This is a genomic window from Allobosea psychrotolerans, from assembly GCF_002917105.1.
Lineage (GTDB): Bacteria > Pseudomonadota > Alphaproteobacteria > Rhizobiales > Beijerinckiaceae > Allobosea > Allobosea psychrotolerans.
Genome location: NZ_PQFZ01000004.1, coordinates 277,352 through 289,953, shown reverse-complemented (window position 1 = coordinate 289,953; position 12,602 = coordinate 277,352). Strand labels below are relative to the sequence as shown.

The 12,602-nt window shown below is 64.1% G+C and carries 9 protein-coding genes and 1 pseudogene; 6 read left to right on the top strand and 4 right to left on the bottom strand.

The annotated features are described in order from the left end of the window. The first annotated feature begins 96 nt into the window (after window positions 1-96). Window positions 97-975, top strand: coding sequence for an FkbM family methyltransferase (locus CYD53_RS09475; protein ID WP_181011772.1), 879 nt, complete (start codon window positions 97-99; stop codon window positions 973-975). Window positions 976-1,008: 33 nt separating this feature from the next. Here the strand turns inward: CYD53_RS09475 and CYD53_RS09470 are convergent, their stop codons facing one another. From CYD53_RS09470 to CYD53_RS09460, 3 genes are read right to left on the bottom strand one after another with little or no spacing between them, the layout of a single operon-like run. Beyond that, entirely contained in the window at window positions 1,009-1,989 is a 981-nt protein-coding gene (locus CYD53_RS09470) for a hypothetical protein (protein WP_146055864.1), read from the bottom strand. Between the two features lie 42 nt (window positions 1,990-2,031). Further along, complete coding sequence (locus CYD53_RS09465; protein WP_103717813.1) at window positions 2,032-2,766, bottom strand: ABC transporter ATP-binding protein; 735 nt, start codon at window positions 2,764-2,766, stop codon at window positions 2,032-2,034. Further along, complete coding sequence (locus tag CYD53_RS09460) at window positions 2,744-3,946, bottom strand: KpsE/RkpR family capsule polysaccharide export protein (protein ID WP_103717812.1); 1,203 nt, start codon at window positions 3,944-3,946, stop codon at window positions 2,744-2,746. The genes CYD53_RS09465 and CYD53_RS09460 overlap by 23 nt, the downstream gene beginning before the upstream one ends. 236 nt (window positions 3,947-4,182) lie before the next feature. On the opposite strand from CYD53_RS09460, the gene CYD53_RS09455 reads away from it, so the two are divergent. The 4 genes from CYD53_RS09455 to CYD53_RS09440 all read left to right on the top strand — a co-directional run bounded on the left by CYD53_RS09455 (window position 4,183) and on the right by CYD53_RS09440 (window position 10,690). Beyond that, complete coding sequence (locus CYD53_RS09455; RefSeq protein WP_210202314.1) at window positions 4,183-5,349, top strand: KpsE/RkpR family capsule polysaccharide export protein; 1,167 nt, start codon at window positions 4,183-4,185, stop codon at window positions 5,347-5,349. Then, a complete protein-coding gene (locus CYD53_RS09450) occupies window positions 5,330-6,151 on the top strand; it encodes an ABC transporter permease (protein ID WP_103717810.1) in 822 nt (273 codons plus the stop codon). Before CYD53_RS09455 ends, CYD53_RS09450 begins: the two co-directional genes overlap by 20 nt. A 200-nt stretch (window positions 6,152-6,351) precedes the next feature. Further along, entirely contained in the window at window positions 6,352-7,320 is a 969-nt protein-coding gene (rfaD, locus tag CYD53_RS09445) for an ADP-glyceromanno-heptose 6-epimerase (RefSeq protein ID WP_210202323.1), read from the top strand. A 76-nt stretch (window positions 7,321-7,396) separates the two neighbouring features. Then, on the top strand, window positions 7,397-10,690 hold the full coding sequence (locus tag CYD53_RS09440; RefSeq protein ID WP_181011771.1) for a glycosyltransferase family 9 protein: 3,294 nt from the start codon (window positions 7,397-7,399) through the stop codon (window positions 10,688-10,690). Between the two features lie 43 nt (window positions 10,691-10,733). Here the strand turns inward: CYD53_RS09440 and CYD53_RS30980 are convergent. Next, window positions 10,734-10,928: pseudogene (locus tag CYD53_RS30980) on the bottom strand (DUF2793 domain-containing protein); the annotation flags it as partial. Window positions 10,929-11,129: 201 nt separating this feature from the next. Between CYD53_RS30980 and rfaE1 the strand changes: the two are divergent. Then, window positions 11,130-12,590 carry a D-glycero-beta-D-manno-heptose-7-phosphate kinase gene (gene rfaE1, locus CYD53_RS09430; protein ID WP_103717807.1) on the top strand — a complete coding sequence of 487 codons (1,461 nt, stop codon included), beginning with the start codon at window positions 11,130-11,132 and terminating at the stop codon, window positions 12,588-12,590. Window positions 12,591-12,602 lie beyond the last annotated feature (12 nt).

Below are 12,602 nucleotides of genomic sequence, written 5' to 3'. Positions count from 1 at the left end.
ACATCGCCACAGTGTCGGTTATCTCCGTAACAACAGCTGCAGGCCGAGTGGCCGCGCGATGAGATTTGCGTTCGAGCTATGGAAAAGCTGACGAACATGGCGTTGCCCCCGCATTCGGCCTCGGCGCCTATTCTGCCCGGGGCGATCCTCTCGCTTGCCGATCTCTGCGATAGCGACCGCTATCATGTCGAGCGCGCCTGCCGAGCGGCGACCCAGACAGCCTATCTCGGCGACCACATCGTGCTGGCGCGCGTCCTGGGGCGATACAAGGCCTTTCTCGACCCGCGCGACCGCGGCTTTGCCGCCCATCTGATGCTCGACGGCTACTGGGAGATGTGGCTCACTCAGTTCTTCGCCCGGTCGCTCAAAACCGGCATGCATGTCGTCGATGTCGGAGCAAATTTCGGCTATTACTCCCTGCTGATGGCCGATCTCGTCGGCCCATCGGGCAGCGTGGTCTCGGTGGAGCCCAACCCGGCGGCGGCGCAGATGCTGACGCGGTCGCTCGAGCTGAATGGATTTGCAGGCCGCAGCACCGTCGTCACGGCCGCTGCCGGCGCCGGCGAAGGCGTGGGCCGGTTGCGGGTGCCGGACGGCGAGCCGAAGAATGCAACCGTCATCGTCGACAGTGCCGTGACGGATGGCGAGCTCGTAGCCGTGCGCAGCCTCGACGCGATCCTGGCGGAGGCTCCGCGCGTGGATTTCCTCAAGATCGATACGGAGGGTGCCGAAGAGGACGTCACTCTCGGTCTCAGCCAGACGATCGCGCGCTGGCGCCCGCGCATGATTCTCGAGTTCAATCCCGGACGCTGCCGCGACCCGCAAGGATTGCTCACGCGGCTTCGCAACGCCTATCCTGTCCTGCAGCAGCTCGGCTATGATGCGGAAGTCGCTCCGGCCGGAGATGCCGAGTTGCTCGATCCGACCAACGGCGAAGACCGCCTGCTTTATCTCGAGCCCACAACGTCACTTTAGCAGGCCGCGCGATCACCATCGAACCGCCATGGGTCACATAACGCCCTGTGCCGCGGCGGAGTGCGTGAGTTCGACCTGCCCGAGCGCGACACGCCCCTCGATCGCCCCCTCTTCGGTGCGAATGTGGAACTCGACGGGATGCTCCGGCTCAGCGACCGAAAAGCTGAACTGGGCTGCGAAGATGCCTTCCCGACGCGGCCGCATGCGGGCCTCGCCAAGCAAATTCGGGCCGAAAGCCGAGACCTTGAGCGGCAACCCGATCGCTTCCTTGGTGAAGCCCAGCGTCAGCTTGGCGCTCCAGCGCCCGGCGGAGAGATGTAGATAGGGGCCGTAATAGAGAACACGTGAACCGCCCGTCGCATCCGCGACCAGCGGCGCCTCCTCGTCTGGCCTGTCGCCGGCAAAGAAGACGCGGTGAGGCCAGATCGACTTCAACGGCACGCCGGGATCGTGAAGATGCGCGACTGCGTTCTCCAGCACGAGCGTGACGATGGCCTCCTCGCTTTCGGACAGGGGACGCGCGCCTGAAGAATGAGGCGGCAACGGCCCAATGGATGCGAGCAGCGGCTCCAGGACGTCGCCTGGAAGCACGACGCCAAGATGACGTGCCATGGCGCCGAGCAGTTGCCTCGGCTCCAGCCGATCGGACGTATCGAGAATCAAGGCCCTGCGCCGCTGCAGGCAATCGGTGAGCAGCGCGACGCTCGCGCCAACCGTTCTGACGGCTTCAAGCACCGAACCCTGATGATGTTCCAATTGATGACAGACAGCAGCGGCGCCCGACGTCGTGAAGGCGACGATCGGCATCTGCTGTGCCAGCACCGCGTCTCGCAGCGAGCGAGACGGGAACTGCGAGCAGACGAGCGCGGTCGCGCTCAAGCCCTGCTCGCAGGAGTCGAACCGGTCGATCCAACGATGCTCAAAACCCGGATTCACCGTTTGCAGAAGCAGGCCAAGGGCCTCGAAACCCCAGGCCGTAAACTGGCCCGGCATGCCCAGCGCTACAATCGCCATGCTGCCAGAACCGAAACCGGCCCGCCCCCGACGCGTGATGGTTCAAAGTGTCGCATAGATCGCGCAAGCTAAATCGAGATCGTAGAATACCCGTCCCCGCCCCTGCTTGAGAACGAGCGCCGAACTGCAGAATTCCTTGGCGAATTCCATTGAATGGATCGCCATCAGCATGGCCCTGTCTTTTCGTTTCACGAACAATTCATCGTGGCAGCGCTGCTGAAAACGCCTGTCGCCGACCAATATGACCTCGTCGATCAGATAGCACTCGAAATCGATGGCGAGGGAGAGTGCAAACGCCAGCCGCGCGCGCATGCCGTCCGAATAGAAGCGGACCTGGGTGAAGAGCTGGTTCCCCAATTCGGTGAAGTCGGCGACGTACTCGACGGTTTCCTTGAGCGGCGCGCCATAGAGCGTGGCGATGAACCGGCTGGTGTCATAACCCGTCATCTGCCCCTCGAACCCACCGCCGAGCCCCAGTGGCCAAGACATGTTGAGCCCGCGGTGCACGCTGCCATGGGTTGGCTTTTCCACCCCAGCGAGAATTTTGATCAAGGTCGACTTGCCGGCGCCGTTGCGGCCCAGAACGGCCATGCGCTCACCGATACCAACACTGAAGGAGATGCCATCCAGCACACGGCGGGGGCCGTGCTCGGTTTCGAACTCCTTGATGACATTGTCGGCCCGCACGGCCCGGGCGGAACCTGTCGCGCCGGCGCCACGGAGGTTGGCGAGCCCGCCTGCCGAAGGCGCCGCTTCAGGGTTGATGTGCACGGACATTATCGATGAGGGAGCGCAGGATCGTGAAGATCGAAAAGCTCAGCACGATGGAGATGGCGATCCAGAGAAGGCGTTTCGGCTGGCTCGGATAGTCGGCGGCATGAGGCTCGACGACGCGCTCCAGATAAAGCTGCTGCCGCTGGGCGTCCATCCGAGCGGTTTCGAGGGCCGCGAGCGCCGAGGCCAATGCGCGATCCGCAAATTCCCGTTCGAGCACCAAGCGCTCATAGTCCGCGATGATCGGCGCCAGCGCTTGAGCCGAGCCTCCGATCTGCCGCTTTTCCTCGACGATCTGCTGGTCGATCGCCTGGATGCGATTGCGCAGATTGGATATTTGCGGCCCTTGCGGCGAGCTACGCAGTGCCTCCGCCAGCTGTGCGCTGGCCTGAGCGACCTCGAACGACAATTTGCCGATGGTTTCCAGGAGATTCTGGGAGGACTTGGCCGGATCGACTGTCCCGGCCCGCGTCCGGAACGCCGTCAGCTCCTCGCGCCTGTCGAAGGCACGGGCCTTTGCCGATTCGACCTCGCTTTCGGCGGCCCGGATCGTATCGCGACGGGCGCGCTCGTTCAGCCGGTTGATCAAAGCTTCGGAACCGACGAGCAGCACTTGCGCGATCTTGACGGCATCGTCGGGCCGGAAGGCCTGGACGACGAGCGTGCTGATACCGGTGGCGCTATCCTGCTTGATCGAAATGAAATCGAGATAGCGCTCGAACATCTTCTCCTGCAGGTCGCGCGAGAACCAGCCTGGGAAGCGCCAGAGTGGATCGGCCTCCGGTCGCGCCATGAGGGCGCGCAGATCAGCATCCCGCACCAGCAGCGCAACCGCGTCACGCGAGCGCATGAATTCATGAACGGCGCCGGATTCATCCGAGGCGCGCTGTGTCCCGGATGTCGGGATCAGGCTGCTCAGCTGGTCGACATTGGCCCGGCTCGGGCTGCGGACGACGAACTGCGCCTCGGAGGTGTAGCGGTCGGCGGCGATGACACCGAAATAGAGCAATGCGAGCACGCTTGGCAGCACGAATGTCAGCAGCATCAGCGCGCGCCGGCGCAGCCAGAGGAGCCATCCCGGCCGTTCAATCTCAAGCGGCACGCCCAAATCGCCGCCGCCGGAACGCAGCGGCACGAGCTCGACATAGTCCGGGACGATTTCCCGAGGAACGAACTGCGACATCGCCGGCTTCTGCTCTCCGCCCGAGGATGCTAAATAGCAGGCAGACTCGTGGATAGGAATGCCGAATCGATGTTCCCGACCGCTGCAGCCTTGGGCTATGCGATGAGCCCGGAAACGAGGTGGCGGCAAGGTGGCAAGGTGTCGGCATGAGGCAGCGGCTGGAGAGGCTCTCGCGCCGGCTGCGGCCGGCAGCGTATGCTGCGTGGGCGCCGGCCGCCAAACGCTTCCGGATGCCGATGGCGCAAGGGGCGGCTGAAGCCGGCGCGGCACCGGCGCTCACCCTGCAGCCGAAACCCGCGAGCGTCCGATTGACCCGGAGCAAGCTCGCCTTCCTGCTCATGGTCGCACTGCCCACGATATTCTCAGCGCTGTATTTCGGCTGGATTGCATCGGACCGGTTCATCTCTGAATCGACCTTCGTCGTCCGTTCCGCGAAATCGCCGATTGCGGGAGGCCTCGGAGGCCTTCTGCAGATGGCGGGCATCTCCGGCTCGCAGGACAACTCCTATTCGGTTCAGGAATACATGCTCTCGCGCGACGCGGTCTCGGCGCTGTCGCAGCGCCTGCCGCTGCGCGAGATGTTCGACCGTCCCGGCGCGGACTTCGTCGCTCGCTATCCCAACCTGCGCTATGGCAAGAGCGAGGAAGAGCTGTTCCAGTACTACAAGTCGCGGGTTGAAGTGGTCCATGTCACGGCGACGGGCCTGACGACATTGAAGGTCCAGGCGTTCCGTGCGGACGACGCGCTGGCGATCAGCCGGACCCTGCTCGGGCTCGGCGAGGAACTGGTCAACCGCATGAACGAGCGCATTCGCACTGATGCGATCCGCTTCTCCGAGGCGGAAGTAGCGCGCGCGCAGGAGCGCCTGGTCGAAACGCAGATCGCGATCACTGAATTCCGGAATCGCGAGCTCATGCTCGATCCATCGAAGAGTTCGCTGATCGTGGCCGAACTGATCGGCAGGCTGTCTGCCGAGCTTGCCGCGGTAACGGCGCAACTTCGCGAGGTCGAGGCGTCTTCGCCGAGCTCGCCCCAGATCCCCGGCCTACAACGCCGGATCGCCGCGCTAGAGGGCCAGATCACGCTCGAACGCCAGCGCGTTTCCAACGCCTCGGACGGCCTGGCTGAAAAGATTGCGGGCTATGAGAGGCTCAACCTGCAGCGGGAGTTTGCGGTGAAGGCGCTGGCATCGGTCGTGGCGAGCCTCGAACTCGCGCGCAACGAGGCCAGACGCCAGCAGCTTTACCTCGAACGCGTGGTGGAGCCTCACGCGGCCGACAATTCCGAACAGCCACGCCGCCTGCGCAGCGTATTGGTGACCTTCGCCGGAAGCCTGCTGCTATTTTTCGTCGCGTGGCTGATTTTGGTCGGATCGCGGGAGCATGGCCTTGCAAGGCGCTGAACCCGACTTCGCTCCCCAGCGCGTTTCGTTCATGCGTTCGCTCGCGATCCAGGCTCGGACGATGAATGCGCTCGCCGTGCGGTTCATGGTTACGCGCTATGGTCGAGAGAATGTAGGCTTCCTGTGGGTCATTCTGGAGCCGATGATCTTGTGCGTCGGCGTTATGGTGATCTGGTCATTCTTGAAGGGATCGATAGAACACGGCGTTCAAATCGTGGCATTTGCATTCAGCAGCTACATGCCGCTCACCTTACAGAGACATGTTTCGAGTTCTGGCGTATTTATGCTTAGGTTGAGCAAAGCTATATTACTTAACCATAGATATATCACGCATATCGATTCGCTGACGTCGCGAATGTTCATGGAATTCATCGGAACGAGTGCGGCCTGCCTCGTCATTTATACGATACTCCTGGCGATCGGCCTGATCGAACCCGCTTATGACTTGGGTACCATGCTAATTGGCTGGCTTATGATGGGCTGCATTGCCACGGGATTCGCCTGCATCTACGCAGGAGCGTCCGAATGCTCAGAGGTCGTTGAAAAATTTTTCCAACCTGTCCAGTATTTCCTGCTTCCCGTATCGGGAACATTTTTCATGGTGGATTGGCTTCCGTCCAATTTGCACCAGTATATCACCTATGTTCCAACGGTTAATGCGTTCGAAATGTTCAGGGCCGGACTTTTCGGCCCAAACGTCACGACGCATTATTTTGTGCTCTACGGATTTTCCTGCGGCGCCATCATGATTGCCGTAGGCTTGCTGCTCATCGAATGGGTGCAAGATAGGGTGCAGGCGTGACCTTGCCGTATAGTTCACTACATGTTCTTTTGCTTCCACACGTCAGCTAAATTTTACGCTTCGGAAAACAGAATTTTGTAGAAGCCGGCCGTGAGCTTCGCCTATCCTGAGCAGAATTTCCAATGAAGCTTGGCACACAAAGCGAGGCATTCAATCAAGCTATGGCACGGCAGACGCAATCCATATTTGTTGCCGACGACATTGTTGTCGTCACCGGCGGCGCCGGTTTTATCGGGTCCAATATCGCAAAACATCTCTCGGAAGCCGGAGCACGTGTCGTTGTTTGCGACCGCCTGGGCCATGGCGAGAAGTGGCGCAATCTGGTCGGCGTTTCCCTCCATGACGTCATTCGGCCCGAAGCTCTGCAGAGCTATCTTTCGTCTCTCGCTGACAAGATTCCTGCGATCATCCATATGGGCGCGATATCGTCCACGACGGAACAGGACGTCGATCGTATCGTCCGCGACAATCTCCGCGCGACACTGGATTTATGGGATTGGACCGGCGCGAATGGCACGCGCTTGGTATACGCCTCATCCGCAGCGACCTATGGCGATGGCGCGATGGGATTTCGCGACACCATCGATCTTGCCTATCTGAGCGCACTGAAGCCGCTCAATGCCTATGGCTGGAGCAAAGCCGCCGTCGACCTCCGAACGGCCAAAGAACACGCGCAGGGGCGTGAGCGGGCACAGTGGGCCGGGCTCAAGTTTTTCAACGTTTACGGCCCGGGCGAGGATCACAAGGGCGAGATGCGCTCGGTCATCAACAAGATCATGCCCAAGATACTGGCGGGGGAGACGATAGAACTCTTCAAATCGCACAAATCCGGTTACGAGGATGGCGGCCAGAAGCGTGATTTCGTTTACGTCAATGACTGCGTCGCGATGGTCGATTGGCTGCTGGCCAATCCCTCGATCAACGGCCTCTTCAACGTCGGCTCCGGCACGGCCAGAACATTCCGTGACCTCGCGACAGCGACGTTCCACAGCCTCGAACGCGAGCCGCGCATTCGCTATGTCGATATGCCGGAGGTTCTGCGCGGCAAGTATCAGTACTTCACCGAAGCCGATATGAGCCAGACGCGCGCGGCCGGCTTCATCGGAGGCGGCACGTCTCTCGAGGCCGGCATCGACGCCTATGTCCGGCAATGGACGGCCGCCCGCTAGCGAGTTCACCTGTTACGGCTGTCCTGCGACAGCCTTTCGGTACGCCCGCGCGGCCAGCCGCACTTGGATGAGCACGATGAAGAAACTGAGCCGGCAACTCCGCGAGCTCATGGTCCCGCGGGAGAATGCCCTCCTTCTGGCGCAAGCCGACGCGGCGCGAGACGATGGGGCGTGGTCGAAAGGTGCCGAGTTGTACCGCCAGTTCGTCAGGCTGCATCCAGACCGAAACGGCCTGTGGATGCAGTCTGGCCACTGCCTGAAGGAAATGGGCCGTTGCCGTACGGCGCTCTTCGACTATCTGGCCGTGTCACATGAGGAGGATAAGCCGGAGGCCGATTTCCACGCCGGCGTGCTGCTGAAGCACACGGGCAATTCCGCGGCGGCAAAATGGGCTTTCGCGCGCAGCGCTGCGCGTGGCCACGCGCTGTCTGTCTCCGAGCTCGACCGGCTGGCCCGCGGGGAGACGGTCCTGCGCCGGGGCTTCTTCGAGCGTGCGGTGGAGACCGGCGAGGACGAGACCCGCATGCTCGAGCGGCTCTTTGCTCTCGAACTCGCGCCATTGGATTGGCGCCGCCTCGCGGCGGCTGCGGAGGATGCCGCGATCCGCGGCTTTACCGAGCCCGCGCAGCTCTTGGCGGATCTCGCGCTCGTCATCGGGGGCCCCGTCGCCGAACGCCAACTGCCTTACAGGACGATCCTCAGCGCCAGCGGCCTCTGGGGGGATCGATACGCGCGGCACCTTCAATCTCCCGCCTTCGCATCGATGAAGCCTGCGGAGGCGCTGGGGCGGTTGATCGACACGCTCGACTTCGACACTCCGTTGGCTGATCACCGCTTCGGCGGCGGCAGTCTCGCCAGCCAGGACGCCGACCTGATCAGCGTCGTCGAAGCCGACGGCGGCGAGGACGTGGCCAGACTCCAGCAGGCTGCCGCCGCCATAGCCGTCATCAAGGACCGGCTGTTCGGGGAGAAGGACGACTGCGCCTCTGGCCTCGTCGAAGCGATCATCACGCTCTCGGCCGCGTTTCCGGCCAAGGGCAGGCCGGTTTACGCCGCCTTGCCCGAGCAGGGCGGCTACAGCCTTGCCGCGATCCTGCGGAGAGTCTGCCTCAACGCCACTGCCGCGATCGCGGATCGTCTGGCGGCCCAGCTGCGCATCGCACCGGCGGCAGTGGTGGCCAGCTTCGCCGTCCCGACCGCACGCGCGACTTTGGCGACCTGCGCAGCGAGCGACACTGTGCCGGCCGTCGTCGCGATCGAGGCGCGCAGCGACGATCCGGCAGCTCAACAGAAGCTGTCCGACCTGGTCGCTCTTGGATTGATCCCGGATAGCGGATCGGGGGCCGCCGAGCGTTTGCTGGCGCTGGCCGAGCAAGGTCGACAGGCGCCGATGGAATACTGGTTCTCGGTCAGCGCGCCGACGACCCCGCCCGCGCTGGTGGGCGAGATTGCGATCCGTGTCGCGAACGCTCTGAAGCGGCGCGGAGCAGCGGCACAAGCGCTGCTCTGGACCGAGCGCGCCGCGGCCGCCGTGCCGGAACTCTACACGATGGATCTCGGCATCCAGCGCAAGACCAACGGCGATTTCGCCGGCGCCGTCAGCGCCTTCTCCTGGGTTCTAACCAATGCGCCAGCTCATGAATCGGCGACTTGGGAACTTAATTCCGTCGTCCGCGAATGCCTGAATCCGCGTGAGATCGCCGACTTGGTGAAGCAGCATCCCAGCTTTGGCACTCTCTACCTTGCGACCGAGGAGGAGGAGCGGCGCAAGCGCGCGGAGGCGAATGCCCGCAGCGCACCCACCAAACTCGCCGCAGTGCTCGACATCGTCGATCTGCGCGACACGCTCGATTTCGGGGCGGAGCGGCTGGAATGCCACCAGATCGGTTGGCTGCGCAGCGAGGTCGGCGGGAAGAGCTTTCCGCGTCTCGTCGGGGTGGTCGCGATCAGGCTCTGCCATGTCACGCGCGACCCGCCCCAGCGCCTGCGCCTTCGGTTCGACGGCAAGACGATCGACATCGTCGCGCCCTCTCCAAGTGGTGTCGACAGCAATGGCGTCGGCAAATATTATTTCAACAGCTGGGTCGATACGCGCGACCTGCCCCGCGGTCCGGCGCGCTTGCAGGCCTATGTCGAACAGAAATCCTCCGGCTACAGCATATTCGAGGAGACGGTCGTCATCGACGATCTGAAGCCTGGGGAGGACTATGACCGCTCCGACGCCTTCGTGCCATCGCCCAGCGAGGTCGAGCCCGGTGCAGGACTGGTCGACCGCGTGCTGGCGACGCCAGCGACGGCGCGCGAGGCTACGCGCTCGGCCTTCGACCGCCCGGTCAAGCGCGTGCTGGTGATGCGGCTCGACCAGCTCGGCGACCTCTCCGCCTCGATGCCGGCGATCCGCCGACTCCGGGAGGTGTTTCCCCAGGCTCGCTTCGAGGGGCTGGTGACGCCGGTCAATGCCTACATCCTGCGCACCAGCGGCCTGTTCGACGAAATCTTCACCGTCGATTTCACCTATGATCACGGCACGCGCCGACGCTGGCTCGGACGCGGAGCCCATGGCGAGATCAAGCGGCGCTATGACGCAACGCCGGTCGACATCGCGATCGATCTCTCGCCTGGCGACGATTCACGGCCGATCCTGACCCTGATCAATGCGCGCTACCGGGCCGGCTTCAAGCCGCATCGCTTCGATTTCCTGGATTTCGGCATCGACCTGCTGACGCGCGACCCCGTCAACCGCAAGGAGGCGGTCTCGCACACGGCGATGATCAGCGCCTTCGTCGAGGCGCTGGCGACGATGTTCAAGCCGCCGCCGCCGCGCTTTCCCGCCGCCACCGAGCTGCTGCGCCATCTCGAGCCGCTCGGGCTCAAACCGCGGGACTACATCGCCATCCATGTCGGCGCGCGCCTCGCGATCAAGCGCTGGCCACTTGGACACTACATCGCGCTCGCCGGACTGCTGCGTGCCGAGACCGGCCGCGACATCGTGATGTTCTCGGACGATCCCGTACCGGAGGAGCAGATGGCGGCGATTGGCGCGATCGGCGGCATCCAGCTCAAGGCGGGACGCACGGAGTTCGACATCTTCGACGCGCTCATCTCCAACGCCGCGGTGTTCATCGGCAACGACACCGGCCCCAAACACCTTGCATCGATGCGCGGTGTGAAGACCGTCAGCGTGCACATGAACCAGGTCAACTGGAACGAATGGGGCCAGGACGGCGAAGGGCTGATCGTCTCGAAGCGCATCCCCTGCTGCGGTTGCGGTATCGAGGATCCGAGCGAATGCGGAAAGGCCATGGCCTGCCTCGACGGGCTGACCCCGCGCGAGCTTGCGGATGCGGTGGGGCGGGTGTTGCAAGCCTGACGGGCGAGACAAGGAGGCCTGACGTCGAGCTGCGCGCCTCGTCGCGGCTGAAGGCGCGCCAATCCGCCTGCGCTTGGCGATAGGTCCAGGCTCCGCCATCCACTACCGCAACCGCACCGGTATGGCCTGACCAGGCTCCCGATGCTCCGGCGGGACCGAGACAGCGCGCTCCCGGCGCCGCGCTTGCCTCCGGGCTCCACCGCCCGATGGGCGAGCGCACCGATGATCTCAAGCGCATCATTGCGGGCCACATGCCTCTGCGCGTAGCCAGCGGCGATGTAGGGTGAATCGAGATGGTGTTGCCAGACATAACCACCTCCCGCCTCACGCGGAATATACGTTTAAATTCCTAATATCGAGATACAATTCCATTCTTGCACCGCGCCCTGCAACCGGACTACACGCCATGCGGGCGGACCGAATGACGAAGCGGGGACCGATGCTCGATTTTTCCAGCCGGCGTGTGCTGATCGTCGGCGACGTGATGCTCGACGTCTATTGCGAGGGCTCGGTTGCGCGGGTCTCGCCGGAGGCGCCGGTGCCGGTCGTGCTGATGTCGGCCGAGCGGCACGTGCCGGGCGGCGCGGCCAATGTCGCTGCCAACGTTGCAAGCCTCGGCGCCTGCGCGCATCTGGTTGGAGTGGTTGGCGCAGACGCCGATGCCGAGTTGCTGCGCATGATGATGGCGGCCCAGTTTCCCGCCGTCTCGCTCGCCGAGATGGTGACGGCCGCGGGACGCCCGACGACGACCAAGACGCGCATCATCGGCAACAAGGCCCAGGTGGTGCGGCTCGACCGCGAGCAATCCGCGCCGCTGGAGCCGGCGGTCGAGCAGGCGCTTCTCGCCCATGTCGAGGCAGCGCTGCCGCATTGCGACGTCGTCGTCCTCTCCGATTACGCCAAGGGCGTCTGCACGGACGCGGTGATCCGAGGCGTGATCGCGCTGGCGACGCAGGCGAAGAAACCGCTACTGGTCGACCCCAAGCGCCGCGATTTCTCGATCTATGCCGGGGCGACGATCATCAAGCCGAATCTCAGGGAGCTGGAGGCGGCGACGCAGCCGACCGACGCGGGCGATGAATCAGTCGAGCGGGCCGCGCGCGCGGCCACGGCGCTGACCGGAGCGAACATCATCGTCACGCGCTCGGAACGCGGCATGTCCTATATCGGCGCCGACGGGCCGGCCCTTCATATCCCGACAGCCGCGCGCACCGTGTTCGACGTCTCCGGCGCGGGCGACACGGTGATGGCAGCGCTGGCGGTGGCCCTGAACCCGGCCGAGCCCAGCGATGGCGCGGCGCATGCGCTGGCCATCGCCAACGCCGCCGCTGGCATCGTCGTCGGCAAGGCGGGGACGGCAACCGTGAGCACGGCCGAGATCGCGGCCGAGATGGCACGCCCGGCGCTCGCAGGCGGCTCGGCCGCCAAGATCGCGACGCGCACCCAGGCGCGCGCCCTCGCCGCCGCCTGGCGCGCCCAGGGCCTGGTCGTCGGCTTCACCAATGGCTGTTTCGACCTGCTCCATCCCGGCCATGTGCAACTGCTCGAGCGCAGCGCCGAGGCTTGCGACCGCCTGATCGTCGGGCTGAACACAGACGCCTCTGTTAGCCGGCTTAAGGGTCCATCGCGCCCGGTCCAGCGCGAGGCGGCGCGTGCGCGCGTGATGGCCGCGCTCGGCATGGTCGCTCTCGTGGTGCTGTTCGATGAGGACACGCCGGCCGAGATCATCAAGGAGCTCCTGCCGCAGGCCCTGATGAAGGGCGCGGACTACACGGTCGAGACCGTGGTGGGGGCGGATACGGTGATGGCCCATGGCGGCCGCGTCGTGCTGATCGACCTCGTGCCCGATGAGTCGACAACCGCGCTGGTGCGCCGGGCGACGATCAAGCCCAACTCCTAGCGCCAGGGGCGG